At 66.5% G+C, this 25,692-nt stretch carries 25 protein-coding genes and 1 tRNA gene; 13 read left to right on the top strand and 13 right to left on the bottom strand.

The genetic code is table 11. The annotated features are described in order from the left end of the window. Window positions 1–2: 2 nt before the first annotated feature. Window positions 3–578, bottom strand: a complete 576-nt coding sequence (dcd, locus tag BIU82_RS17330) for a dCTP deaminase (RefSeq protein ID WP_070350699.1) — start codon at window positions 576–578, stop codon at window positions 3–5. A gap of 118 nt (window positions 579–696) precedes the next feature. On the opposite strand from dcd, the gene BIU82_RS17325 reads away from it, so the two are divergent. After that, window positions 697–2,499 carry a CAP domain-containing protein gene (locus tag BIU82_RS17325; protein ID WP_253182833.1) on the top strand — a complete coding sequence of 601 codons (1,803 nt, stop codon included), beginning with the start codon at window positions 697–699 and terminating at the stop codon, window positions 2,497–2,499. A gap of 1 nt (window position 2,500) precedes the next feature. On the opposite strand, the gene BIU82_RS17320 is transcribed toward BIU82_RS17325, so the two are convergent. After that, window positions 2,501–2,944: an SRPBCC family protein gene (locus BIU82_RS17320; protein WP_070350698.1), complete on the bottom strand. Its 444-nt coding sequence runs from the start codon at window positions 2,942–2,944 to the stop codon at window positions 2,501–2,503. Window positions 2,945–3,129: 185 nt separating this feature from the next. Here BIU82_RS17320 and BIU82_RS20270 point away from each other — a divergent pair, with 185 nt between their 5' ends. Together BIU82_RS20270 and BIU82_RS17310 are read left to right on the top strand one after the other, a co-directional pair. Next, window positions 3,130–4,665 (top strand): D-alanyl-D-alanine carboxypeptidase family protein, encoded by a 1,536-nt coding sequence (locus BIU82_RS20270; RefSeq protein ID WP_083292406.1) that lies wholly within the window; start codon window positions 3,130–3,132, stop codon window positions 4,663–4,665. A gap of 116 nt (window positions 4,666–4,781) precedes the next feature. Continuing rightward, window positions 4,782–4,855 (top strand) — tRNA-Gly (locus BIU82_RS17310). A gap of 51 nt (window positions 4,856–4,906) precedes the next feature. Here the strand turns inward: BIU82_RS17310 and BIU82_RS17305 are convergent. After that, complete coding sequence (locus BIU82_RS17305) at window positions 4,907–6,259, bottom strand: MFS transporter (protein ID WP_070350697.1); 1,353 nt, start codon at window positions 6,257–6,259, stop codon at window positions 4,907–4,909. 191 nt (window positions 6,260–6,450) lie between these two features. Here BIU82_RS17305 and BIU82_RS17300 point away from each other — a divergent pair, with 191 nt between their 5' ends. From BIU82_RS17300 to BIU82_RS17285, 4 genes are all read left to right on the top strand, one after another. Then, window positions 6,451–7,305, top strand: coding sequence for a LysR substrate-binding domain-containing protein (locus tag BIU82_RS17300; protein WP_070350787.1), 855 nt, complete (start codon window positions 6,451–6,453; stop codon window positions 7,303–7,305). Window positions 7,306–7,419: 114 nt separating this feature from the next. Further along, entirely contained in the window at window positions 7,420–7,722 is a 303-nt protein-coding gene (locus tag BIU82_RS17295; protein ID WP_070350696.1) for a hypothetical protein, read from the top strand. A 48-nt stretch (window positions 7,723–7,770) separates the two neighbouring features. Then, the gene (gene panD, locus BIU82_RS17290) at window positions 7,771–8,193 is read left to right on the top strand and encodes an aspartate 1-decarboxylase (protein WP_171906576.1); all 423 of its coding nucleotides are present in this window, start codon (window positions 7,771–7,773) and stop codon (window positions 8,191–8,193) included. Window positions 8,194–8,347: 154 nt separating this feature from the next. Then, a complete protein-coding gene (locus tag BIU82_RS17285; protein WP_070350694.1) occupies window positions 8,348–9,286 on the top strand; it encodes an AEC family transporter in 939 nt (312 codons plus the stop codon). Between the two features lie 181 nt (window positions 9,287–9,467). On the opposite strand, the gene BIU82_RS17280 is transcribed toward BIU82_RS17285, so the two are convergent. Then, a complete protein-coding gene (locus tag BIU82_RS17280) occupies window positions 9,468–10,391 on the bottom strand; it encodes an EamA family transporter (protein ID WP_070350693.1) in 924 nt (307 codons plus the stop codon). Window positions 10,392–10,465: 74 nt separating this feature from the next. Here BIU82_RS17280 and BIU82_RS17275 point away from each other — a divergent pair, with 74 nt between their 5' ends. Further along, the gene (locus tag BIU82_RS17275) at window positions 10,466–11,347 is read left to right on the top strand and encodes a LysR family transcriptional regulator (protein ID WP_070350692.1); all 882 of its coding nucleotides are present in this window, start codon (window positions 10,466–10,468) and stop codon (window positions 11,345–11,347) included. 61 nt (window positions 11,348–11,408) lie between these two features. Here BIU82_RS17275 and BIU82_RS17270 read toward each other — a convergent pair whose 3' ends face one another. Next, a complete protein-coding gene (locus BIU82_RS17270) occupies window positions 11,409–13,232 on the bottom strand; it encodes a carboxypeptidase regulatory-like domain-containing protein (RefSeq protein WP_070350691.1) in 1,824 nt (607 codons plus the stop codon). Between the two features lie 275 nt (window positions 13,233–13,507). Here BIU82_RS17270 and BIU82_RS17265 point away from each other — a divergent pair, with 275 nt between their 5' ends. After that, the gene (locus BIU82_RS17265) at window positions 13,508–13,804 is read left to right on the top strand and encodes a carboxypeptidase-like regulatory domain-containing protein (protein ID WP_139146674.1); all 297 of its coding nucleotides are present in this window, start codon (window positions 13,508–13,510) and stop codon (window positions 13,802–13,804) included. A 27-nt stretch (window positions 13,805–13,831) separates the two neighbouring features. On the opposite strand, the gene BIU82_RS17260 is transcribed toward BIU82_RS17265, so the two are convergent. The 3 genes from BIU82_RS17260 to BIU82_RS17250 all read right to left on the bottom strand — a co-directional run bounded on the left by BIU82_RS17260 (window position 13,832) and on the right by BIU82_RS17250 (window position 15,971). Beyond that, window positions 13,832–14,821, bottom strand: coding sequence for an LLM class flavin-dependent oxidoreductase (locus tag BIU82_RS17260; protein ID WP_070350786.1), 990 nt, complete (start codon window positions 14,819–14,821; stop codon window positions 13,832–13,834). 215 nt (window positions 14,822–15,036) lie between these two features. After that, on the bottom strand, window positions 15,037–15,333 hold the full coding sequence (locus BIU82_RS17255; RefSeq protein ID WP_139146673.1) for a hypothetical protein: 297 nt from the start codon (window positions 15,331–15,333) through the stop codon (window positions 15,037–15,039). A gap of 101 nt (window positions 15,334–15,434) precedes the next feature. Then, on the bottom strand, window positions 15,435–15,971 hold the full coding sequence (locus BIU82_RS17250) for a hypothetical protein (protein ID WP_070350688.1): 537 nt from the start codon (window positions 15,969–15,971) through the stop codon (window positions 15,435–15,437). A gap of 156 nt (window positions 15,972–16,127) precedes the next feature. Between BIU82_RS17250 and BIU82_RS17245 the strand changes: the two genes are divergently transcribed. Together BIU82_RS17245 and BIU82_RS17240 are read left to right on the top strand one after the other, a co-directional pair. Continuing rightward, window positions 16,128–18,188 carry a heavy metal translocating P-type ATPase gene (locus BIU82_RS17245; RefSeq protein WP_253182842.1) on the top strand — a complete coding sequence of 687 codons (2,061 nt, stop codon included), beginning with the start codon at window positions 16,128–16,130 and terminating at the stop codon, window positions 18,186–18,188. Between the two features lie 142 nt (window positions 18,189–18,330). Next, window positions 18,331–18,741, top strand: a complete 411-nt coding sequence (locus BIU82_RS17240) for a four-helix bundle copper-binding protein (RefSeq protein WP_070350686.1) — start codon at window positions 18,331–18,333, stop codon at window positions 18,739–18,741. A 64-nt stretch (window positions 18,742–18,805) separates the two neighbouring features. Here the strand turns inward: BIU82_RS17240 and BIU82_RS17235 are convergent, their stop codons facing one another. The 5 genes from BIU82_RS17235 to BIU82_RS17220 all read right to left on the bottom strand — a co-directional run bounded on the left by BIU82_RS17235 (window position 18,806) and on the right by BIU82_RS17220 (window position 23,011). Beyond that, window positions 18,806–19,099, bottom strand: coding sequence for a hypothetical protein (locus tag BIU82_RS17235; protein ID WP_070350685.1), 294 nt, complete (start codon window positions 19,097–19,099; stop codon window positions 18,806–18,808). 60 nt (window positions 19,100–19,159) lie between these two features. Further along, complete coding sequence (locus BIU82_RS17230) at window positions 19,160–19,600, bottom strand: hypothetical protein (RefSeq protein ID WP_139146672.1); 441 nt, start codon at window positions 19,598–19,600, stop codon at window positions 19,160–19,162. 9 nt (window positions 19,601–19,609) lie between these two features. Next, window positions 19,610–19,765 (bottom strand): hypothetical protein, encoded by a 156-nt coding sequence (locus tag BIU82_RS19975; protein ID WP_171906575.1) that lies wholly within the window; start codon window positions 19,763–19,765, stop codon window positions 19,610–19,612. 329 nt (window positions 19,766–20,094) lie between these two features. Continuing rightward, window positions 20,095–21,795, bottom strand: coding sequence for a PxKF domain-containing protein (locus BIU82_RS17225; RefSeq protein ID WP_070350683.1), 1,701 nt, complete (start codon window positions 21,793–21,795; stop codon window positions 20,095–20,097). Window positions 21,796–22,051: 256 nt separating this feature from the next. Continuing rightward, window positions 22,052–23,011, bottom strand: a complete 960-nt coding sequence (locus tag BIU82_RS17220) for a helix-turn-helix domain-containing protein (protein WP_070350682.1) — start codon at window positions 23,009–23,011, stop codon at window positions 22,052–22,054. Window positions 23,012–23,157: 146 nt separating this feature from the next. Between BIU82_RS17220 and BIU82_RS17215 the strand changes: the two genes are divergently transcribed. Together BIU82_RS17215 and BIU82_RS17210 are read left to right on the top strand one after the other, a co-directional pair. Continuing rightward, window positions 23,158–24,093, top strand: coding sequence for a proline dehydrogenase family protein (locus BIU82_RS17215; RefSeq protein ID WP_070350785.1), 936 nt, complete (start codon window positions 23,158–23,160; stop codon window positions 24,091–24,093). A gap of 200 nt (window positions 24,094–24,293) precedes the next feature. Beyond that, a complete protein-coding gene (locus tag BIU82_RS17210) occupies window positions 24,294–25,307 on the top strand; it encodes an ABC transporter substrate-binding protein (RefSeq protein ID WP_070350681.1) in 1,014 nt (337 codons plus the stop codon). Window positions 25,308–25,692 lie beyond the last annotated feature (385 nt).

Raw genomic sequence — 25,692 nt, 5'->3', positions numbered from 1 at the left:
GCTCAGATGTCCGTCCGGTGGAAGTTCAGGTGGCTGCGGCTCGCGGTGGGCCCGCGCTGGCCCTGGTAGCGGTTGCCGTATTCGCCGGAGCCGTAGGGGTGTTCGGCGGCGGAGCTGAGGCGGAAGAAGCAGAGCTGGCCGATCTTCATGCCGGGCCACAGCTTGATGGGCAGGGTGGCCACATTGGACAGCTCAAGGGTCACGTGGCCGGAGAAACCGGGGTCGATGAAGCCCGCGGTGGAGTGGGTCAACAGGCCGAGGCGGCCCAGGGAGGACTTGCCTTCGAGGCGTGCGGCGATGTCGTCCGGCAGGCTCACGGTCTCGTAGGTGGAGCCAAGCACGAATTCGCCGGGGTGCAGGATGAACGGTTCGTCGCCTTCGACCTCCACCAGGCGGGTCAGCTCGGGCTGCTCCTCGGAGGGGTCGATGTGCGCGTACTTGTGGTTGTCGAACAGCCTGAAGAAGCGGTCGATCCGCACGTCCACGGACGATGGCTGGACCATGGCGGGGTCGTACGGTTCCAGGACGATGCGTCGGGAATCGATTTCGGCACGAATGTCACGGTCAGAGATCAGCACAGCATCAAAAATACCGCAGGAACGAAGGAGCCATGGCGTGCGCGCAAGTCTGCGACTATAGTCCGGGACCGTAATCCGCCGCTGCCTTGCTGGGTGGCACGACGCGAGCTGGTGAATAGTGAAACGAACAGCGGCAGCTGGGGCCGCCATTCTGGCATGCCTGATCGCCACCTCCGCCGTGGGAGCGTCCTCCCCGGCGGCTTTCCAGGAGAAGCAGCCGACGACGGCGGCAAGCCCCTCTGCGGTGCCCGCACCTTCCGCGTTGGCACCTTCCCTGCCGGCGGCGTCCGCGGCCCCGTCGCCTTCGGCGTCCGCCACTCCGTCGCCTTCGGCCACACAGGCACCGTCCCGCCCAGCCACCCCGGCCCCCACGGCGGGCTCGGCACCCACGGACGCTCCGGCGTCGGGCACTCCAACTCCGGCCCTGCCGGCCCCGCTGCCGGTCCCCAAGCCGCTCGCACCCACGCCGCCCAAGCCCACCTCGCCGGCCGGCACGCCGCCGGAGGTCCCGAGCATTCCGCCGCTCTGGGGGCCTGATCCGCTGCCCGCCGCGACGGCAAAGACGGCCCCGAAGGCAAGCGGCCCGACGGAAGCCTTCCGCACCGACAGCGCGGCCCTCGCCCCCAGCGCCCTCGCCCCCGCAGCCCTCGTGAAGGACGACAACTCCGCCGCGGTCCTCGCCGTCTTCAACGCCATTAACAAATACCGGGCCTCCCTGGGCCTGACCCCGGTGAAGTACCACGCCACGGTGGCTTCGCTGGCGCAGGACTGGTCGGACAACATCGCCACGCGCGAGGTCATCGAGCACCGGGCCAACTTCTGGACGGACCCGCGCGCCCTCAACCCGGACCGCGGTGCCGGCGAGGTGATCGCCGTCCGCTGGGACCGGGACGCTGCCAAGCTGGTGGACTGGTGGAAGGGCTCACCCGCCCACGACGCCATGCTGCGGGATCCGCGCTTCAACGTGATCGGCGTCGGGATCACCTTCACGGACGGCAACTGGCAGACCACCCCCAACCGCTACACCATGTGGGGGGTGGTGAACCTCTTCGGCTACAGCACGCTCCCGGCCGGCACGGTCTCCAGCCCCGGCGGCAGCACCGCGCCGAAGCCGCCCACCCCACCGGCCGCGAGCCTCTGCGACCCGATCGCCAGGCACCAGCCGCCCACGCTGAACCTGGCGAACGCGGCCATCCGCAGCGCGGGCGACCTCGTCGCGGTCGATCCTTACGGCACCCTGCGTGACTACCCTGCGCTCGGCGGCGGCAAGTTCGGTGCTGCGCGCACCGTGGGCAAGGGTTTCACCGGCGCCAAGGAACTGTTCGTGGCGGACTGGGACCGGGACGGCGTCTTCGACGTGGTGGCCCAGCAGCTGGACGGCAGGCTGCTGGTCTACCCCGGCCTGGTGGGCGGCGGCTTCAAGCCGGCCGTGCAGCTGGGCGGCACCGGCTGGCAGAACATGACCATGGCGGTCGGCACCTGGTGCGGCAGCAACCGCCTGCCGCAGGTCCTGGCCACCAACTCAACAGGCCAGCTCTTCTTCTACCGGAACCTGGGATTGCAGGCGATCGGCGCGGCGAGCAGCCTGGGCATGACCGTTCCGGCCCGGCGCCTCGCCATGGTTGATTACGACGCCGACGGCCTCCAGGACCTGCTCGCGGTCGAGAGCAACGGCTACCTCCGCCTCTACCGCGGCAGCGGCCTCCCGGCACCGAAGGCCGAGACCCGCCCGGTGGTGGGGACGGGATGGACCGACTACAGCGGCCTGCGCTCCCTGCGGGATGTCACCGCGCTGAATTCAACGGGCATCGCGGGCCTCACAGCGGACGGCAAGGTCGAATACTGGGACCTTGGCAGCGGCAAGCTCAGCACCTTCACCACGGTGGCCACGGGCTGGGGCGGGTTGAAGCTAGCCCAGTAAGTTACGCCGCGTCCTCTTCTTCGAGCACCGTCTTGAGCTTCTCCAGCTGCAGCACTTCGGCCTCCATGCTCTTCTGGATCATGCCGCCCATGAGCTTCTGGAGCCCCTTCGGGTGGAACTCGAGCGCGAAACGAAGCCGGGTGTTGGGGCCTTCGGTGCTCAGGTAGTAGCCGCCGGAGGGCCGCGCAGGACCGGCGACCACCTCGAAGCGCACCTCGGCGCCGGGCCGGGCTTCGGTGATCTGGAAGTCGGCTGCGAGCGGCCGGCCGCCAGGGCCGGCAAGGGTCTGCTGATACACCGCGCCCTTTTCGCCGGCCTTGCCGGAGCGGAGGGAAATACTGCGGATGCCGCTGCGCCACAGCGGATTGTTGAGGCCGTCCATCAGGAAGAGATACACGCTCATGGCGTCGCGGCCAATCAATACTTCATGCGATGCGAGTGCCATGGGTCCCCTTTTTATGTACAGCAAAATGGTGTAGCCCGGTTCCCCATGACGCACAGCTATCGGTCTCAGGATATGCAGGGCCCGCGAGCGCGGAACACCGATTTGGCATGCCTTAACCGAATCTTTATTACATCGGGACCCGGATTGCGGTAGAGTTCCCGGGCCGCAACAGAAGGGGACTGTTCATGCCCGCGTCAAGTCATGCCCACCCGTTTCCCGGACAACTTCCTGCACGACGACGGCGGTTCCGCCCGTGCCTCTCCGTGGCAGTGCCGCTGTGCGCGGCGCTGTTGCTGGGGACTCCGGCGACCGCCCCGGCGCTGCCGGCGCCCGCCGCGGCCGCCTCCGCCGTCGTACCCGCTGCGCTTCCTGCGCTTCAGGCAGGAGCCGCGCCGGCCACCGTCAATCCGCTGCGCAGCCTGGCGCCGGTATTCACGGCGAGCAGCACATCCGTCCTGGTCAACAAGTCGCACCCGCTCAACCCGCTGCGCTACGTTCCCGCGAACCTGGTCAATGCCCGGGGCAGCGGCCACTACCTGCGCTCGGACGCCGCGGGCGCCCTGAACACGCTCTTCAACGCGGCCGCGGGGGCCGGGCACGGCTTGGCCGTCGTCAGCGGATACCGCTCCTACGACACCCAGGCCAGCCTCTACAACTACTATGTGCAGACCTACGGGCAGGCCTACGCGGACACCATTTCGGCCCGGCCCGGGTACAGCGAGCACCAGACCGGGCTGGCGGTGGACATCGGCAACGCGAGCGGTTCCTGCGGGCTGTCCACGTGCTTCGGCGATACCCCGGCCGGACGCTGGGTGGCGGCGAACGCGTACCGTTACGGGTTCATCGTGCGCTACCCCAACGGCTGGTCCGGCACCACCGGGTACAGCTACGAACCGTGGCACCTGCGCTATGTGGGGACCACCATCTCCGCGGACATGCGTGCCCGCAGCTACCCCACCCTGGAGCACTACTTCGCAGGCAACCCGGCTGCGGGCGCCACGTTGAAGAGCGGCTCGGACATCGTGGCCGTGAATTCGGCCGGCCAACTGCTGCGGTACACGGCGGCGACGGGCGGCAGCTATAAGTTCCACTCAACCATCGGCAGCGGCTGGGGGAACCTGAAGCAGGCGTTCGTGGTGGACTGGAATTCGGACGGGGTGTACGACCTCCTGGTGCAGTGGAAGGCCGGCAACCTCGGCTTCTACCGGGGCAGGTCCGGCGGCGGCTTCGACGGCCTGCGCAGCGTCGGCTGGGGATGGGCGGACATGACCATCACGGTGGGGAAGCTGCACCGCAGCCACAAGTACCCCGGAGTGCTGGGCTACAAGCCGGACGGCGTGCTGCGCTACTACCCCAACACCAGCGGCGGCGCCCTGGGCGGCTTCACGTCCACGGGACCGGGATGGGCCGGCCGCGGGATCACCCTGGCCGATTGGAACAACGACGGCAACAGCGATGTTCTCTCGCAGCTGCCCAGTGGTTCCCTGCTGTATTACATGGGCAACGGCACGGGCGGCATCGCCTACCCCTCGACCATCGGAACAGGCTGGCAGGTCATGAATTACATAGCGCCCGCGTTCGGATATGCCGGGCCGGGAACGCGGGGCCTGCTCGCCCGGAAATCGGACGGCACGCTCCATTACTACGGCTTCGGCACCAAGGCCTGGCTGCCGCGGAAGCAAGTGGGTGCCGGTTGGGGTCCCATGCGGATCTTCAAGTAGCGGCGTTGCCCCGTGGGCAGGCCACCGCTGGCAGCCGGTGTGCCGTGGACGGGGGCGCCTGTGATCTGCGCTAAGCTGGGATCTGCTCCGGACGGTTCCATGAATCTGCCGGGCACGCGGGCGTAGCTCAATGGTAGAGCGCTAGCTTCCCAAGCTTGATACGCGGGTTCGATTCCCGTCGCCCGCTCCACAGCAAAGCGCCCCCGGTCCGCGGACCGGGGGCGCTTTCGTTTTCGGTGCTTTATGCCGCGCGCGGCACGATCCGCACCATGCTGCGGCGGTCCCGCAGGTCCACTTTGAGCTGCAGCGCGGACTTGCGGGCCAGTACGACGGCGACCGTCGCCGCCGCGAGCGCCGGCACCCCGCCTGCCACCAGGACTGCGAGTTGCGGGCTGAGGTGTTCGGCCAGCCACCCCATCATGGGCCCGCCGATGGCCTGCCCGCCGATCAGCACCACAAGGTACAGGCTCATCACCCGGCCGCGGATGGCCATGTTCGCGCTGGTCTGCACCAACTGGTTGGCCGCGGTGAGGAACATGAGGCACCAGAAGCCGGCCAGGACCATCGCCGCCCCGAACCAGGCCATGGACGGCGCCGCCGCGGACAGGCACAGCATCAGCCCGTACATCCCGGCGCCCAGCACCACCGAGCGCAAACGCAAGTGCCGCCGTCGGGCAGATGCGATGGCACCGGCAAGCGCACCGAGCGCCACCAAGGCGTTGAGCAGGCCGTAGCCGCCGGCACCGGCGTCGTACACATGGTCCGCGAAGGCGGCCAGCAGCACCGGCAGGCTCATTCCGAACACCGCCACGAACGCGGCCATGAGCCAGGGCCAATAGATGGTGGGCTTGCGGAGGGAGTAGCGCAGGCCTTCGGCGAGCATGCCCTTGCGGCGGGGCGCGGGAGCGCTCATGTGGAGCTCGTCCTTGCGGAGCAGCAGCAAGGTGGTGATGGTGGAGCAGCAGGCGGCGGCGTTGGCGGCAAAGGCCCACCCGGGACCGACGGCGTTGAGCAGCATACCTGCCAGCGCCGGGCCGATCAGCCCGCCCAACTGGAAGGTGGTGGAGTTGACGCTGATGGCGTTGCGCAGGAAGGCGGGGCCCACCAGCTCGTTGACGAAGACCTGCCGCGCGGGCTGGTCGAGCACGGTGACCAGGCCCAGGATGAGCGCGATGACGTAGACGTGCCACACCTGGACCACGCCGCTGAGGGACAACGTTGCAAGCGTGGCCGCGAGGACCGCCGCGACGCACTGGCAGAGCATGAGGATGCGGCGCTTGGGGAAACGGTCGGCGATCATGCCGCCCCACGGCCCCAGCAGCAGTGAGGGCAGGAACTGCAGCGCCACGGTGATCCCGACGGCGGTGACGGAACCGGACAGCTGCAGCACCATCCAGTCCTGGGCGATGCGCTGCATCCAGAGGGCGATCACGGCGACGAAATGGCCGATCGCGAAGATCCTGAAGTTGTGGATGCGCAGGGAAATGAAGGTGTGCCGCCAGGGCAGGCGTTCACTGACGACGGCGATGGGCTGGGTAATGGTGCTGCTGGTGGTCTCGCTGACGGTCGGGTGCAGTGGTGGAGGGGGTGCCACGGGAGTGTCCTTATTCAAGAGTCAGGTTCAGGCAGGATTCGGTTCAGGCAGTTTCACGGGAGTGCCTTTAACGCTAGGGTTGGGCGCGGTGATCGTGGAAGCGTATTGGCCTTATAACTCCCATTGCGTTCCGCAATACGCCGCCTTCCGCGCCCAGCTGGCCGCCGTCGTCGAGGAGTCCCGTGACTGAACTGTTTGATCCCGTGCAGCTGCGCTCGTTCCTGGCGGTGGCGGAAACGCTGAGCTTCACCAAGGCCGCGGAACGCCTGGGCCTGGCCCAGCCCACCATCAGCCAGCACGTGCGGAAACTGGAGGCCGCGGCCAAGCGATCCCTCGTGGCCCGCGATACCCGGGACGTGCGGTTGACGGACAACGGAGATGCCATGGCCGGATTCGCCCGCACCATCCTGGCCGCCCACGACGACGCCGCCCGCTACTTCTCCGGCTCCGCCATGCGCGGGCGCCTGCGTTTCGGCACCGCGGACGACCTCGCCATCACAGGCCTGCCCCGCATCCTGCGAGAATTCCGGCAGCTGTATCCGCAGGTGAACCTGGAACTCACGGTCAGCCAGAGCGACCAGTTGTACCGGCGGCTCAACGCGGGCCAGCTGGACCTGGTGTTCGTGAAATGGGTGGGCGAGGCCAAGGACGGCACTGTGGTGCGGAAGGACAGCTTCGACTGGGTGGGCCTGGAGCAGACGGTGCTGGATCCGGGCAGTCCCGTGCCGCTCATTTGCTACCCGGCACCGAGCATCAGCCGGAAGCTGGCCATCGACGCCCTCGAAGCCCGCGGCCGCACCTGGCGGGTGACGTGCTCAACCCGGCAGATCGCGGGGGTGCTTGCCGCGGTACGGGCGGGCATCGGCGTCGCGGTCATGCCGTCGTCGCTGGTTCCGGAGGACCTCAAGGTCATCACGAACCGCTTCGACCTCCCGCCGGTGGGCGACGTGGACTTCACCCTGATCCGCAATCCCTTGGCCAACGCCGAGGCCGTGGATGCCCTGACGCAGGCAATCATCGGAAGGACGCTGCGGAAGCAGGCGTAGTTTCGTGGGGTGCGGCGGGCCGGGCGACGGCCCGAGGCTCCAAAGACGGGCCGGGAAGAAACCGCGGGCACGCGTGGTTCCCTGCATGGACCCTTTACCTGTTTGGAGTTTTCGATGCCCCCCTCCGCGCTGCAAGCACCCGCCAGCAACACCCCGACGGCGGCCGCACCGCCCATGCCGTCCGTCCACGTCCGCGCCTTCATCACATGGCTGGCGATCTTTCCGCTGGTCAGCATCGGAATGCTGGCGCTCGGCCCGCTGATGGACGGCTGGCACCCGGTCCTTCGCGCACTCCTGCTGACGCTGCTGGTGGTCCCGGCGGCCGTGTACTTCGTGGTGCCGAAGCTTTTCGCCGGCTACGGAGCGCTCATGAAGCGCCGTGCCCGGCGCGCAGCCCGGCCCACAAACGGGCAGTAACCCACATCACAGGCTGCCCGTCCTGCCCCGCGCTAAACTTGTCCCGTTATGAACCGCACAATGTTTAAGTCCAAGATCCACCGTGCCACGGTCACCCATGCCGATCTGCACTACGTGGGCTCCGTTACCGTGGACCTCGATCTCCTGGACGCTGCGGACATCCTGCCCGGCGAGCTCGTGTCGATTGTCGATGTCACCAACGGCGCCCGGCTGGAGACCTACACGATCGCCGGCGAGCGCGGTTCGGGCGTCATCGGCATCAACGGCGCCGCTGCGCACCTGGTGCACGTGGGCGATACCGTCATCCTCATCACCTACGCGGAGATGACCACCGAGGAAGCCTTGGCCTACGAGCCCAAGGTGGTCCACGTGGACCGCGACAACAAGATCCTCCAGCTCGGCAACGATCCTGCCGAGGGCCACACGCCCGGGCTGATGCGTCCGCCGCACGCCCTCAGCACCTCGCGGTAACACGGCACCTCCCGCCAGCCCTGAGCACCGCCGTCGACACCGCCGTCCACATAACGGGAATCTGTCCCGCCGGCGGCGCTTCGGCGAATAAATCTGATTACGCTGGGACCGTGAACCTCCCCCGTATCCCGCAAAGAACCCCTGGACCACTGCTGTGATCGAAGTTCTTTCCGGGTTCTTCGTGGTGTGGGCGATCATCGGTGTCGGCTGGTTCGTCGGCAAACGCGGGGTCCTGGGACCGAACGCCGGGCAGACCCTCAGCCGCCTCGCGTTCTTCGTGGCCAGCCCGGCCCTGCTTTTCGAAACGCTCTCCGAGGCCAGGCTTGAGGACGTCCTGGGCCCGCAGCTCGCGGCCGCCGCCATCAGCGGAACCACGGTGGGCATCATGTATGTGCTGCTGAGCAAGTTCTTGCTTAAGCGGAAAATGCCCGAGGCCATGATCGGCGCCATGAGTGCCAGCCAGGCCAACAGTGCCAACCTCGGCATTCCGATCGCCGTCTACGTGCTGGGCGACGCCAGCCTGGTAGCTCCCCTGCTGATCTTCCAGCTGGCGTTCTACAACCCGATCAACCTGATGATCCTCGATGCCACCCGCGGCACGCGCAGTGCCAAGCAGAACCCGGTGCTGAAGTTCCTGCTGATCATCCTGAAGAACCCGGTGATTGTGGCGTCCGGCTTGGCGCTGCTGTTCTCGGCACTGCACCTCCAGCTGCCGGGGCCCATCCTGCAGCCCATCCAGTTCATCGGCGGCGCTGCGGTTCCGGCCATGCTCATGTCCTTCGGCATGTCCCTGAACGGCAACCGGCCTTTCTCCGCCGCGAGCGGACGGCGGGTGGACATCGTCCTGGCGTCTACGTTCAAGCTGATCCTGCATCCGGTGCTGGCGTTCCTGGCCGCATACTTCATCCTTCATTTGGAAGGCCACGCCCTGTTCGCGGCCACCATCGCCGGCGCCCTGCCCACCGCGCAGAACGTCTTCGTGGCCGCCAACCGCTACCAGCAAGGCATCACCATCGCCAAGGACACGGTGCTGATTACCACCATCGTCGCCATGCCCGCCATGCTCGTGATTGCGGCGTTCCTGCACCCTTAGGTGGACATGTCCACCACCAGCCCACAGCACATGTCCGCTTCTGACTCTGAGGAACGGACATATTGGTAATGTGCCCACCCTTCCCCGCGAAAGGTGGACATGTCCGTCCGGGGACGCCCGACGACGGCGCGCGGCACCTCCCGCAGGCCGGGCACCCGGGGGGCGGGCGCCGTCGTCGTACTCACCGCTGCGGACGAAGAACCCGGAAACCACCCAGCTGTCCCAGCAGCATCGCACCGAAGGCGAGCACCATGCCGAGGGTCTGCAACGGCCCGAAGGTTTCGCCCTTGAGGAGCACGCCGAGGGTGGCCGCCATGAGCGGTGAAAGGAAGCCCAGGAGCGAGGCGCGGGTGACGGGCAGGCGGCCGATCGCCCAGAACCAGAGCGCGTAGGCGAGCAGCCCGCCGACCAGGCCGAGCCAGAGGTAACCGCCCACCGCGCGGGCGTCGACGGCGGGGAGCCCTTCCGCCAGGAGCGTTACCGGGAGCAGGAAGAGGCCGCCGGCGGTGAGCTGCCAGCCGACCATGGAGATGGGGCGGACGCCCTCGGGCCGGCCCCATTTCTTGGTGAGGACCACGCCGAGGCCCATGGATGCGGTGCCGCCCAGCCCGGCCAGCACTCCGATCAGATCCATGCCCGCCGAGCGCCCGAGCACCACAAAGCCCACGCCCACGGCACCGACCACGGCCCACGCCAAGCGCCACAGCACGATCCGTTCCCCCAGCACCGCCGCCGCCAGGAACGCCACCAGGAGCGGCTGCGCGGCGCCCAGCGTTGCGGCGACCCCGCCGGGCAGGTGCTCGGCGGAGATGAAGAGCAGCGGGAAGAAAAAACCGATGTTCAACAGGCCCAGCACCACCGAGCGGAACAGCCACGTGCCGCGGGGCAGGGTACCTCCCAGGGCGAGCGCCACGAGTCCCGCGGGCAGTGCCCGGGCGAGTCCGGCGAACAATGGGTGCCCGGCGGGCAGGAAGTCGGTGGTGACCACGTAGGTGGTGCCCCAGACGAGCGGGGCGAACGCGGCCAGCGCGGTGACCGCGGCGAGCGGGAGTGCGCGACGGCGGGCGGCCGGTTGTGTCCCGAGGGGTGCTGTTTGGAGGGTCATGCTTCAACGGTCCTACGGAACAAAGGATGAGTCCAACACATAGATTTCATTCGAATCATGAGAAGAATAGATGCATGGATCTGCAGCAGATGCGTTACGTGGTGGCGATCGCCGAGACCGGCAGCTTCACGCGGGCTGCGGCCAGGAACTTCGTGGTGCAGTCGGCGTTGAGCCATCAGGTGGCGGCACTGGAGCGGGAGCTTGGCGTGAAGCTGTTCGTGCGCTCCAGCCGTCAAGTGCAACTGACCAAGGCCGGGGAGGCGTTCTTGCCCCACGCCCGTGCAGCGCTCGAGGCGGCGGACCGGGCACGGGACGAAGCCGCAGCCGCGGACGGAGCCGTGCGCGGGAAACTGCGGATCGGCTTCATCCCCACGCTGACCGCCGTCGACCTTCCTGCCCTGCTGCGTGAATGCCGCAGCCGCTTCCCGGAGCTGACGCTCGAGGCGCGAGTGTCGAACAGCGAGGAGATGATCCAGGAGGTCCGGGGCGGCACCTTGGATGTGGCGTTCCTGGGGCTGCTGCACGGGACGCCGGTGGAGGGCGTGGCGGTCCGCGAACTGAACCGGGACACACTGGCCGCCGTCCTGCACGAGGAGCACCCCTTGGCCCGGCGGAAGAGGCTCTCCTTGAAGGACTTGGCGGACGAGGCGTTTGCCGACTTCCCGCGGACGTCCGCCGGGCGCAAGCAGAGCGACGCCGCGTTCGCCCGGGCCGGCGTCGAGCGCCAGGTGGCGTACGAGTTGGGCTCGATCGAACTGACCCGCGAACTGATCGTCAACGGACTCGCGGTCACGCTGCTGCCCAGCCGCCACGCCGCGCGGCTGGCAGGCGTGGTGGTGGTGCCGCTCAAGGAGGAGACGGCGCGGCACGAATATCTGATCTGGGACCGCCTCAACCCGAGCCCCGCGGCGCGGGCGTTTACGGGGCTGGTCGGGGAGGTAACCGGAAACGGCTGAGGGCCCGGGAACCATGCGGTTCCCGGGCCCTCAGCCTCGGTGTTTAGCGGTGCGTGCTGCGTTAGCGGCGCGTGCGCAGCCGCGTTGCCACGAGAAGTACGACGCCGACGGCGCCAAGCACTCCGCCAGCCAGTCCCAGCGGGGCCAGGCTGGCCGGGGCGCCGGTTTCGGCAAGCTCACCACTGTCCGTGGCGGTGACGTTGCCGGCCGGCTGGATGGCGGGCTTATCGCTCACGGTAGGCTTCGGCGTCGGCTTCTCCGTGGGGGTCGGCTTGTCGGTGGGCGTCGGCTTCGGTGAAGGCGAAGGCGACGGGGCAATTATCACGTCGCTGTCGACGCCGGTGAGGGTTTGCCCGGCAGCAAGTGTAAGAACTGCCGCCGTAGCCAAGGTCTTCCCGCCGTACCAAGTGGTTACTTGGCCCGGAGCAGTAGCCATGAACTCAACCTTGTAGGACCCGGGCATGAGCCCGTCCACGGCGTAGCTTCCGTCTTGCAGCGCAAAACCCGCGCCAGCTTCGTTGCCGGCCGCGTCCAGAACCCTGATACGGGTCGAACTCGGATCCAGGGGAGCTTTCACTTGGCCTTGGATCATGGCTTGCCGGTAGACGGTGAAGTCGATTCCCAAGGTTGCCTGCCCCTCCACGATGCTGACGGGCGTCGCTGAGGCGAAGGTGCCGCCATACCACTGATCCGCATATCCTCCCGGTCGTCCCACGAGCCGGACTATGACCTGTCCTGCGGGCAGACCGGTCACCGAGTAGCTGCCGTCAGGCTTCACCCAGGCCGATCCCAAGGACGTGGGGAAGTCGGGCTCCGGGTTCAAAGCCGGGAAAACCTGGACAAGCACTCCCCCGTCGCCGGCATACCCGCTTACCGTGCCGTGCAAGCTTCCCGCCGCCGGCAGAACGATGTCTATCCCGGTGACGAGTTCTCCGGCTGCGACCTCAATCAGTGCCGCTGTCCCCTCGTCGGTACCGCCAAACCACACCGGCAGATCGCCTGAACGGGTCGGAAGGACGGCCACCTTATAGCTGCCCGCCGTGATTCCGGACAATTCGTAGCTGCCATCCGCCGCCGCGGTCGTCGTGTACAGGGGCTCACCCGAGGCGTCGAAGAGCTGGACCATTGCGCCTTCCGTTTCCCCGCCGCCAAGCCGGCTGATGGTCCCGGAAATGCCGCCGCCTTCTGTAACCGGCGTCAACGCAACGTCCTCACCGCTGAGCGTTGCACCCTCGGCCAACGCGATCTCCGGCGCGTCCTGCTGGTTCATGCTGCCGCCGTTCCAGACCGGGAAGTAGTCACCTGTGCTGCTGTCGAAATTCAATTTGTAGGAGCCGGGCGGAAGGTTCCCAAGGAGGTAGTTTCCGTCTGCGTCAGTTGTCGTCGCTGCGATCGCAAACTCGCCCGAAGATAGCGATGCAGAAACGAAAATCAGCTCCGGGGCCGCACCATCAGGAAAAATCACCTTTCCCGAAATGGATCCCGGGATGAACATCGAGGCGTCCTGGCCCGTCACCTCCTGGGCATCCGCGAGCTCGATCCAAGGAGCGGTCGCCTCGATGGGCGAGCCGCCGTTCCAAGCCGGAGTAGTCGCCGAATGACTGAACATGAGTTTGTACTGCCCCGGTTCCAGCCCGCTGAAGCTGTACGCGCCCGCGGCATCGGGACTGGTCTCCGAAACGGGCGTGGTGAGCCACTCAGGCGAATTCACCATGAGGGTAACAGTCGCCTGCGTGACATCCACGCCCGCAGGGACCGTGACAGTGCCGGAAATGCTGGCCGTGCCGGCGGCATGCGCCGGCACCAGGCCAACGAATACCAAACCGAACATCAGGCTCAGCAGGAGTGCAAGGCGCGTCCGCGCCCTGGAGATGGCGCGCGCCATTTTGCCCCCAAATATTCATGAATAGATGCGAATGACCGGCGCCCCCCACGCCGGATGAGGAGAACTCTATGGCCCGGATGAACCCCTCGCCAAGCCCGCAGCTAGTAAAAGTCCGAGGGTATGTTTTGTGACACAGAAAACACGCCCCGGAACCGCGGGATTGAGCGGATCGTTCACATGACATGCGGGCGCTCGGCCTCTTCCTCGTTCTCTGTGCAACCGCCGGATGCGGCAGCGCGGAACCGGGCGCGTCTCCCGGATCCGGCATCGAGGGCGTGGTGATTCTGGGTCCGCAGTGCCCGGTCGAACAGGAGGGCGTACCCTGCCCGTCCGAGCCGCCGGAGGGCGTGCCGGTGATCGTGTCCGAACAGCTCCCCGGAGAGCTCTACGCCCCCGGGCGGGAAGTGGCCCGGACCGCCACCGATGCGAAGGGGGCCTTCCGGATCGATATAGCGCCGGGAAAGTACGTCGTCACCGCAGAGGCGGGCATGTCGTGCGAACTCATGGACGTCACGGTGGCGACGGCAGAATACGCAAGGGTCACGGTGCCCTGCGACACTGGCATCCGTTGAGCCGGCGTCGACCGGCGGCGCACAAGGCTACGCCGGCACCAGCCCCATGGCCTGGGCGGTGAGTTCCACGGACCGCAGACGGCCCGCCGTGCCGTTGCTTTGGTGCGCGACAATCAGCTCGTCGGCATCCGCATGCTTGGCGAATTCGTCCAGGTATTCGCGCACAGCCGCGGGCGTTCCCACCGCCGAATACTGCATCATCTGCGCCACGTGCTGGCCCTGGACCGAGTCGAGGATCAGGTCCGCTTCCTCATCCGTGAACACTCGGTCGTTGCCGAAGAACGTGGAGATCCGGGCGCGCTTGACGTCGAGGAGGATCTGCTGTGCCTCAGACGCCGAATCCGCCGCAACCACGTTCACCCCGGCAATCACGTACGGTTCAGCAAGCTGCTCCGAGGGCTTGAACTCCCGGCGGTAAAGCGCGACGGCGTCCTGCAGCGCCGCGGGTGCGAAATGGGACGCGAAGGCGTACGGAAGTCCCAACTGGGCAGCGAGCCGGGCGCCGAACAGCGAGGACCCGAGGATGTAAAGCGGTACGTTCGTGCCGCGTCCCGGCGTCGCCTCCACCCCCTGGATCCTGGTGGGACCGCTCAAGTAGCCCTGCAATTCCAGGACGTCCTGCGGGAAGGTGTCTGCCGCCGTCGGGTCCCTGCGGAGCGCGCGCATGGTGTTCTGATCGCTGCCGGGCGCGCGGCCCAGGCCGAGGTCGATCCGCCCGGGGTGCAGGGTTTCGAGGGTTCCGAACTGCTCGGCGATGGTCAGCGGCGAATGGTTCGGCAGCATGATCCCGCCCGCGCCGAGGCGGATGGATTCGGTGTGCGCGGCGATGTGTGCGATCAGCACGCTCGTGGCCGAAGATGCGATGGACGCCATGTTGTGGTGCTCGGCGTACCAAATGCGCCGGTAACCGAGCCGCTCAGCCAGTTGCGCCATGGCGACGCTGCCCGCGAAACTCTCCGCCGCCGTCTGGCCCTTGCCGATAATTGCCAGGTCGAGGATGGAGAGGGGAACAGTCACGTCGGTGCCGGCCTTTCGATTGCGTCCAGGCGGCCGCGATTCCGGCCGCATTGGGGACAACGACGGCGGCCGGCCGGGAAATTCCTCAAGGCTGGCATTGCGGGGGCTTGCGTGAAGAAGCTCACGGGGGGCGTGCCCCTCCGAATCGATGGTTCCCTTCCGAAACGATGGTGCGCACCATCGTTTCCAAGACGAACCATCGATTTGGGTGCCCGCTACCGCCCGGGCGCGCCGAAGCCGACCGCGTACAGCTCGGAGCAGCGGATTTCTGTTTCCCGCGCCGACTGAATGAATTCCTCGAAGCCTGCCCGGGTCAGCGGGTACTCCAGTGGAAGCGCAGCGAGGATTCCCTCCGCTTTCACGATTACCGGAGCCAAAAGCGATTCCACGTGGAGCTTAGGCCAAAAGGACAAGCCTCCGATGAGCTCTTCCTGGATCATGTACATGTCGTCCAACAACTGCTCGCCGCCGGTTTCGTCCGAGAGCGGGCCGTCAGGAGTTTCGATGTCCATAGGCGTTCCCGTGTAGAGGGCATCCAAATAGTCAGCGAGCCGCCTCAACTCCGCTAGGCATCTCCTTCGCGCCCGCCACCGCTCCAAAAACTTGGGCACCGTCATAGCGCCTCGTCCTCCGCCGGCGTGCACTCCTGCAGCCGGGCGTCGAGGATGATCCGGCCACGGTTGAGCACTTCCCTGATCAAACGCTTCTCGGACTTGTTGAAGTGCGGGGAGTAATGCTCTCCGGGCGGGGTAATGCACTTCATGTTCAAGCCGGCGAAGAGCTTGTCGTAGCAGCGGTCCTTGTCCTCGCTGTGGTCATCCAGGCTGGCCCCGACGCTCCGGGCGATATCACCCAAGAGGTTCCAGGCGTTGATCAGCTGATTGCAGATGTCATCCGAGACCGGCAACGCCAGGAGCTCCTCCAGACCGTCCAGCACCACGAGCTCCGGCACTTCCTCTTCGAGCGTGATCCCGTACTGCCGCTCAAGCTCCACCAACTCCGCGGGCGTGCGTATCCAGACGATCCGCCCGCCGTCGTCGACCAAGACGCGGTCCGTATCGCGTTCGTCCTTTGACTCATACTCCGACTGCCAGATCAGTCCACGGCGCACCCCTCGGAACACCAGCCACTGGACCAGCGAATACCTCATCCCCGCACTCTAGCGCCGGCGTGGCCGGGATCTCATCGGAATCTCTTGCAGACCATACCCCCCGGGGGTATATTTTCGGGTGTTGCAAGAGAACGTGGAGGAATCATGGAAGACCATAGCCAGCACCATCACGAGCACCATTCGCACACCGGGACCATGGCCCACCCGGCCACCGCTCCCGGCACTACGCCCGCCCCGGTGGTGGACGACGAACACCACGTCCACAGCCACGGGCAACACGCAGGCCACAGCACCGCGATGTTCAAGAACCGCTTTTGGCTGACCCTGGCCCTGACTGTTCCGGTGGTCTTCTTCAGCCCGATGGTGGGGCACCTCCTCGGCTACATGCCGCCGTCGTTCCCGGGCTCGGCCTGGATTCCGCCGGTCCTCGGCACGGTCATCTTCGTCTACGGCGGCCAACCCTTCCTGGCGGGCGGACTCCAGGAACTGAAGGCCCGGCGCCCCGGCATGATGCTGCTGATCGGCATGGCCATCACCGTGGCCTTCGTCGCCTCCTGGGTGACGAGCCTGGGCCTGGGCGGTTTCGACCTGGACTTCTGGTGGGAGCTGTCCCTGCTGGTAGCGATCATGCTGCTGGGCCACTGGATCGAAATGCGCGCCCTGGGCTCGGCGCGCGGCGCCCTTGACGCCCTCGCGGCCCTGCTGCCGGACGAGGCAGAACGCATTACCGATTCCGGCACCGAAACCGTCAGTGTGTCCGAACTGCGGGCCGGCGACGTCGTCCTGGTCCGTTCCGGCGGCCGGATGCCCGCCGACGGAACCATCACCGAAGGCCGGGCCGAGTTCGACGAATCCATGATCACCGGCGAATCCCGCACGGTCACGCGCACCCCGGGCGACGCCGTCGTGGCCGGGACGGTCGCCACGGACAACACCGTGCGGGTGCGGATCACCGCCGTCGGGAATGACACGGCCCTGGCCGGGATCCAGCGGCTGGTGGCCGAAGCGCAGGCGTCGTCATCGAAGGCGCAGGCGCTGGCGGACCGCGCCGCGGCGTTCCTGTTCTACTTCGCCACGGCCGCCGGCGTCATCACCTTCATCGCGTGGACCTTGCTGGGCAGTGTTCCGGAAGCGGTGACACGCACCGTGACGGTCCTGGTCATCGCCTGCCCGCATGCTCTCGGCCTGGCCATCCCGCTCGTGATCGCCATTTCCACCGAACGGGCAGCCCGCGCCGGCGTCCTGATCAAGAACCGCATGGCGCTCGAACGGATGCGCACCGTGGACGTGGTCCTCTTCGACAAGACCGGAACCCTCACCAAGGGTGAGCCCGAGCTGAAGGACATTGCCGCCGTCGAGGGCGTGGCCACGGACCGGCTGTTGGCCCTTGCGGCCGCGGTCGAATCGGACAGCGAGCACCCCGTGGCCCGGGCGATCGTCCGGGCAGCGCGGGAGCGCGGCCTGGACGTGCCGCGCGCGGACGGCTTCACCGCCCTGATGGGCCGCGGCGTGCGGGCCACCGTGGACGGCCGGACCCTCCAGCTAGGCGGACCGGCCCTGCTGCGGGAGCTCGACGTCGAGGAGCCGGCCGGTCTGGCCGCAACCACCGGTGCGTGGGTCGAGCGCGGAGCGGCTGTGCTGCACGTGCTCGACGGCGGCAGGATCCTTGGCGCGGTCAGCCTGGAGGATGCGGTGCGGCCGGAGTCCAAGCAGGCTGTTGCCGCCCTGCAGGCGAGGGGCATCAAGGTGGGCATGATCACCGGCGACGCCCGGCAGGTTGCTGCGGCGGTGGCGGAGGAGCTGGGAATCGATGAGGTCTTTGCCGAAGTCCTCCCGGCCGACAAGGACAAGAAGGTGGCCGAACTCCAGGCACGCGGCCTGAAGGTGGCGATGGTGGGCGACGGCGTCAACGACTCCCCCGCCCTGGCCCGGGCCGAGGTGGGGATCGCGATCGGCGGCGGCACGGATGTGGCGGTCGAAACGGCGGGCGTGGTGCTGGCGGGCAACGATCCGCGGGCCGTGCTGTCCATGGTCGATCTCTCCCGCGCCAGCTACCGGAAGATGTGGCAGAACCTCATCTGGGCCACGGGGTACAACATCCTGTCCGTGCCGTTGGCGGCAGGCGTCCTGGCCTTCGCCGGGGTGGTGCTTTCGCCGGCAGCGGGCGCGGTGCTGATGTCGGCGTCGACAATCGTGGTTGCCCTGAATGCGCAGCTGCTGCGGCGGGTGAAGCTGAATCCGGCCACGGTTCGCTGAGTAGGGCTCGCTTGGCGTGGGGCTTCGGGGGTGCGGGCGTTTTGCCCGCACCCCCTCGGCATCTGCCCGGCCCGGGTCTACGGTGGAAGTAGCGGCTGGCGACGGCCGGCTGCCTACGTCCCTGATGACAGGAGCCGGAACAATGACCAACCGGGTACTTGAAATGCTCGTAGCCCATCCGGGCACGCGCGAAGAAAGCTACGACGCGGCCCTCGAAGAATGCATCACGGCGTGCCTTGAATGCAGCCAGACCTGCACCGCCTGCGCCGACGCCTGCCTGGCCGAACCCATGGTGGCCGAGCTGGCCGGATGCATCCGGACGGACCTCGACTGCGCAGATATCTGCCACGCCACCAGTGCCGTGTTGTCGCGGCGGACCTCGCCCGATGAGCGGCTGGTCCGGGCGGCGCTGGAAGCCTGCCGGGTAGCCTGCGACGCCTGCGCCCAGGAATGCCGCGAGCACGCAGCCGACCACGCCCACTGCAGGATCTGCGCCGAAGAATGCCGGCGCTGCGAGGAGGCTTGCGCGGCGTTGCTGGCGGCGTGGGGGTAGTTGGCGGCCGGTGTTGGCAAGCCGCGCCCATTTCGATGTTTAGCTCTGGAAACGATGGTACGCATCATCGATCCTGAAGGGAACCATCGATTCGGGCGTACCGAGCGAGGGCGTCGGCGAGCAACTGCCGCTTCCGGCTGCTGATGCGCACGCCCCAGTCCCGTTCGATGATCTCGGTGATCCTGGCAGCCACCTCGTCCGCAGCCACCCCCTTGACCAACATGGACATGGCACGGTCTGCTTCGGTGTCGTACTCGTCCTCGGGGAGCCATACCCCGCTCCCACCGATTTCCACGACGTCGCACGCAAAGAAGGCACGCCGGATCTCCCGTTGCATCTTCTTGTGTTCAGGCTTCATTTAGTACTCCAGTAGGGCTGCTCCCGGCGAGGTGCCGGACGAAGCCTTCGTCCAATTTGATTACGGGTTCGCCCTGTTTCCCGTCCTGAGCATCGCCCAAAGGATGGCGGCGGTGACCAAGAGAGAAACAACGATCGGCGAAAGGACTGCCAGCGCCAAGAGGTTACCGCTCACTCCGAAGATGATGGCGATGGCCCCGAGACTGGTCCCGATAATTGCTGATGCAAGGGCGTTCCTCTTCCAGGCTTTTGCCGCACGGTCGTTTAGCTCCGGTGCCTTGAATACGGGAGGGCCGCCGGGCTCGTACAGATAGGCAGCAACCCAAGCCAGGAACAACGGGAACAACGACGACAGCACCGGATCGTAACTATCCGGCCGTGCCGCGACGATGACGATATCTACAAGTGTGATGCCTGCAGCCACAACAGCACCGAGGATGGAGAAGTACTTCCAACGTCGTCGGGTCAGGAGCAGCCTGCCGGATTTGGTCTTTCCGACCATGAAGGCGGCCTAGGTAAGCAAGATGGCGCACATCAGGGTCCCGCCGATCTTGAACCACAGCTCGTTCTCCGGGCTCCAGATCGTAAAGAGCGCAGCGACGGCGAGGGCCGAGGTTACGAAGGCGAGAGGGATCCGGATCCTGGCGTCAGTCTCTTTGGGTGCCATGGCCTCAGTGGCTCCTTCGACGGTGTGCTTGCCAACGAGCGCCAGAGCCGGCGTCGTCCCTCAAGGACGGCCGAACATGAAAGCGCCTGCAACAAGCAAGCAACAAGCACTCAGGAACGTTGGCATCATCATGAGTTTCTGTGTCCTGGTAAAGGGTTCGCCCTTGGCAAGCGGGTACTTCGTGAAGTAGATGAGAGATACCGCAAGCAGAACGGTACTTAGAAGTGTCAACAGGCTCGCTAGTTCCATGCCCCAACCCCCTCGGACAGCAGTTGTAGAAGCCCCACACGAAAAGCCCGGACCACCGCCCGGGCCTCCCGTGCGAACGCCTACTTCATCTTGAAGTTCGCATAGATGCTGGAGCCATCCGCCGCCGTCATGGTCAGTTTGTAGCAGGATCCCGGGGTGGCCGGGGTCTTCCAGTTGTAGATGAACTGGCCACTGACCGAGTCATACCGGAGCGAGGTGCTGCCCGTGGCCGTGAGCTCGATGTCATCCAGGGCGCTCAGCGAGCACGTGATCCTCGCGGCGCTCAGAGCCACCAGTGCCGGGTCCGTCAGCTCCGTGCTTCCCGCGAATACCTCGAACTTCGCCGGAACAGTGCTGCCGCCCTTCACGGTATTCAGCACGCCGTTCATGTCCACCGGCTGGTAGAAGCCCTTGAGCGTCCAGGCCATCACCGTGTAGCTCTGCTGCGCGGTGGCAGTGCGGCCGGCATTGTCCGTGGCGATCGCCGTGAGCGTGTGGGTGCCGACCGCCGTCGAGTATCCGGTGACCACGCAGCCCGCCGGTCCGGAGACGTCGTCGGAGGCGGTGCAGCCGGGCGCCGGCGCCAGGAAGCCGAAGTACGCGTCGCCGAGCACCGAGTCGAAGGCCGCCGTCGGGTCGCCCTTGTCCACCTTGAAACTGTGGCTCGCCGCACCGGCGGCGGTCACGTTGCCCGCGTTGTCGGTGAACGCCGGGCTCTGCACGACGACGGCGGACCCCTCGCCGCTGCTGGTGGCGGTCTGCGTCGCGGAGGCCGGGCCCGACGTCGCGTCCGTTGCCGTGAACGTTGTGGTGACGTCGGAGGTGTACCAGCCGTTGCTGCCCGCGGTGCCGCTAGCACTGGTGTAGGCGACGTCCGGCGCGGTTCCGTCCTTCTTGATCGGGACCGTCACGGGCCCGGCGGCGCCGCCGCTGCTGGACGCCGCGCAGCTGTAGTCGGTGGGCAGCTGGTCGAGGCTGATGAGTTCATCCGTGCAGCCCGTCACTGACAAGGTGCTGGGCGAATCGCCTTCAGTGACCGTCCAGTCCAGGTAGACCTCGCTGCGGTACCAGCCGTTGGTTCCGTCAGGCACGGCGGGCGTCAGGGTGTAGCTGATCTCCGGCGCCGTGGCGTCCACAATGCTGTAGCTCAGGGACGCGGAGGCGTGCAGGCCGCCGAGGTCCGTGTAGTCGCAGTTGGCCGTTTGGGTCCCGACGCCGGTGGCAGCGTCCGCTCCGCTGAGCGCTCCCAGCGTGGCCGGGAAAGTGCTGGGACCGTCTTCGGTGTCCGTCACCTCGCAAAGCGCAGCGGGCACGGAGCCTTTGGCATATGCGGCTCCGGCGGTGACGCCGGTGATGGTCAAGGTGGGCGCGGTGTTGGCCGGCGCCGGGGTGGTCACATCCGCCTGGAACGTTGCCGGGCCGAGGTTGAAGCTGCCGCCCGAGGTGTTGCTGACCACACTGGCGCTGATGGTCGTGGACCCGTTGCTCAGCGGCGTGACGGTGAGCTGTTTGGTGTCGCTGCAGGACGTGAACAGGACGGTGCCCGGGCTGACGGTGGCCACCGACGGCTGGCTCGAGCTGATGCTGAGTTCCAGCACGTTGGATCCCGTGAGGTTGCAGCCCTGTTTTCCGTCCCCGTTGGCGGGCTGGACGGCCAGCACGGTACCGCCCGTTGGGCCTCCGGCGTTCAGCGGCATGACCTCGGCGACTGCATCGACGGTGCCGTCCAGATTGTTGTAAATGACGTCTGCGCCGGCGGCTCCGGCGGTGGCCAGGAGCAAGGCGCCTGCAGCCAGTGCTGCCCCTGCCTTGAGACCTGTTTTCCTTGAGTTTTCCCGCCTTGGCGGGACTTTCTGACAAGCAGCTGGCTGTTCCATTGTGAGTGCCTCCCCATGTGGCTCCGGCCCCCGCGGCCGCAGCGTGGTCCCACGGTAGGTCCGCGGGTATGGGAGCCACACGCGTAATTCCCACTTGTCTTTTCCGGGCGGGTACTCGTCTTTTCCGGGAAATACTGCGCAGCGCTACTTGTTTTGCGTTTTAGCTATTTCCTTCAATGGCGTGGAAACTTCGCCTGTACTGCTGAGGGGTGACTCCTACGCGCCGGGTGAAATGGTGCCGAAGGTTATCGATGGTTCCAAAACCCGTCCGCCGCGCAATGGCCGCGATCGGGGCATCCGTGGTTTCGAGGAGTTGTTGGGCGAGCAGGACTCGTTGCCCGGTCACCCATTGCAGCGGCGAGGTTCCGGTCTCCTGCACAAACCTGCGGGCGAACGTGCGTTGGGACAGGTGGGCCTGGCGGGCCATTGCCTCGACGCTCAGCTCCTGGTCGAGGTTCGCCTCCGCCCATTCCCTGACGGGTGCCATGGAAGTGACACCGTCCAAGGGCTGCGGGCGTTCCCGGAACTGGCGCTGCCCGCCTTCCCGGTGGGGCGCCGTCACCATGCGCCGGGCGATGAGGTTGGCGGCCTTGCTGCCGTAACGCTGCCGGACGAAGTGGAGGCAAGTATCGACGCCGGCAGCGGTACCGGCGCCGGTGATGACCGGATCGTCGTCGACGTACAGCACGTCCTGTTCCACCTCGGCGCGCGGATGACGGCGGGCGAGTTCGTCCGTGTAGCGCCAGTGCGTTGTGCACCGCCGCCCGTCGAGCAATCCGGCTTCGCCCAGCAGGAACGCGCCGGTACAAATGCTCAGGACCCGGGCTCCGCGCTCAACCGCAGAATTCAGTTCTTCCAGGACGCGGTCTGCTTGCCGGCGGTGGAAATCGTAGGCAGGCACGCAGATGAGCTCGGCCGCTGAGAGCCGCTCAAGCCCGTGGGGTGCCACGATGTCGAAGCCGTGCCGGGTGGGCACACTGCCCGGGTTCAGCGACACCAGGGAAAAGTCGTGGCTCGCTAATCCGTCGTCGCTGCGGTCGATGCCGAAGACCTCGCAGAACACCCCCAGTTCGAAAGCGTGGCTTCCTTCGAGGAGCAAAACGGCGACATTCAGACTCATCAGTTCCCGGTTCGTCGAGCTGGCAGGAATTTCAGCCTACCTGGCATATCTGCCACTCCCACCTTCCCGTCCGTCGCTGGAATTCTTGGAAGGAAAGACACCACGCCCCTCAAAGACAGGCTCCAATGACCAACGATCAATCCTTGATGACCACCCCACTCCCGGCGCGGGCCGCCCAGGTGCTGCGGAAACTCGCCCTCGACGAGCAGCTGAAACAAACCATCCCGACAGATCCCGTGCTTGGCCCTTTGGCCCGGAAGGTTGCCGGGCGCTTTGTCGCCGGCGAAAGCCTGTCCGAGGCCGCACAACGGGTGGAAGACGTCCTGGCCCGCGGCCACCGCGCGAATGTCGAATACATGGGCGAAAGCTGCCGCGACCCGCACCTGGCTGACACCGAAACCGAGGTGTTCCTCGAGGCTGCGAAAACCATGCCGGCGGAGTGCTCCATTTCCCTGGACCTTTCGCATATCGGCCTTGCCATCGATCCCGAGTTGGCCCTTGCCAACGCCACCAGGATTGCCGAGGCTACGGCCGGCAGCGGCAGGGAAATGATGATTTCGGCGGAAGGGTCCGATCGCACCGACGCCGTCCTGGCCCTCCACCGGACCTTGTCCGCACGCTTCGAGCACGTCGGCATCACCATCCAGGCCCGTCTGCACCGGACGGCCGGCGACCTCAAGAAACTCCTCCAACGCCCCGGACGCATCCGCCTGGTGAAAGGTGCCTTCCTTGAGCCCGAAAGCATCGCGTACACACGTGAAGACCCGGCCCTGGCCGACGCCTACCTCAGCTACGCGAAGGAACTGCTGGACGCAGGGCACCGTTGCTCCTTCGCCACCCACGACTGGAACCTCATCCGGCACATCGATCAATACCTCGACGCGCAGGCAAGCGACTCCGCGCCGTGGGAGTTCGAAACCTTGATGGGGCTCGGACCGGATCATCTGGACGCCATGGCGGCAAAGGGCCACCCCACGCGTGAATACGTCGTCTTCGGCACCGAATGGTGGCTCTACGTCTGCAACCGGCTGGCCGAAGATCCCCAGCGGCTTTTCCAGGCTGTGGTGGACGCGGCTTCCTGAAAGCGCGCCCGCAGGGAAATATTGCGCCGCGCTACTTGTTCGCTGGTTTCCACGGCCCGGAATATGACGTTCCCGGACCCGCGGTTAAGCCCGGTTTCGCACTGTATCCAAGCGTTTCGGTGCGCTTTGACCGCCCTGTTTTCGCTGCCGGATAGTTGCTGCCACAAGCACACCGTTCAGCAGAATTCAGGGGTATTTCCATGGCAATTTCGGCTTCAAAGACAGGCACGGCGTTAGCGCTGGTGGCGGCTGCGGCACTCGGTCTCACCGCCTGCTCCGACCCGGGCGCAACCGCAGCCCAAGGTCAGTCAACACAGGGCTCCCAGGGTGCGGCAGCGCCGTCGTCGTCCGCTGCGACCATCGGCGAGAAGACGTTCAACCTCAGCCCCCAGCAGGACCGCTTCCCGGTCACGAAGGACGACGCCGCCGCGGCCTTGGTGCCCGAGGCCATCAAGGCGGACGGCAAGCTGACCGTGGTCACCACGGGCGGCACCGCGCCACTGAGCCTGTTCGCCACGGACAACAAGACGCTGATCGGCAACGAGGTGGACCTGGCGTACGCGGTGGGCGAGACGCTGGGCCTGCAGGTGGAGGTGCTGCCGGTGGCGTGGGCGGACTGGCCGCTGGGCGTGGCGTCCGGCAAGTACGAGGCCGTGCTGTCCAACGTGACGGTCACGGAGGAGCGCAAGGAGAAGTTCGACTTCGCCAGCTACCGGACCGACCTCCTGGGCTTCTATGCGAAGAGCGACTCGGACATCGGCGAGGTCAAGGAAGCGAAGGATGTGGCGGGCAAGCGGGTGATCGTGGGCTCGGGCACCAACCAGGAGGCGATCCTGGTGCGCTGGGACGAGGAGAACCGGGCGGCGGGTTTGCCGCCGGTTGAGTTCCAGTATTACGACGACGACTCGGCCTCGTCGCTGGCTCTGCAGTCCGGGCGTGCGGACCTTACTTTCGGTCCCAACGCGGGGGCCGCGTACAAGGCGGCGAAGGACGGCAAGACCAAGCAGGTGGGCACGGTGAACGGCGGCTGGCCGCTGAAGGCCGACATCGCTTTCACCACGAAGAAGGGGAACGGGCTCGCGGTGGCGGCGCAGGCTGCTCTTAACTCGCTGATCAAGAACGGGACGTACGGGAAGATCCTGGACCGGTGGGGGCTTTCTTCGGAGGCTATTGCAAAGTCGGAGCTGAACCCGCCGGGGTTGCCGAAGAAGTAGGTTCTTGGTTTGGGGGCGGGGTGGTCCTGGCGACGGCAAGCGGGCCTGGCGGCGCGGGACTGTCCTGCGCTTGCCGGGGCTGGTTGTAGTTCATTCGGCGATCACCGATGGCGAAGATTATTTCAACCTAGCTGACGAAGGTCAGTGGGCAGCGGGTCGTATCCCCAAAGGTCGTCAGACACCCCGAAAAGCCGTGCGCCAACCTCGTTAGGTCGTCTAATCCGAGCGAGGTGGATACAACCTCGAATTCTGCCGACTGGGACGGTTCCCTTTTTATTGATCCCCGAGGGATCGTAGTCTGATGCTTACCCTATTGGCACTGGCGGCCCCCATTCTGTGACAAGATGCTTGCACAACAAGTGGCACTGCAGAGGGGAATTGTGGG

Source organism: Arthrobacter sp. SW1 (genome assembly GCF_001766675.1).
GTDB lineage: Bacteria > Actinomycetota > Actinomycetes > Actinomycetales > Micrococcaceae > Arthrobacter.
This window is presented reverse-complemented; position numbering and strand designations above follow the sequence as displayed.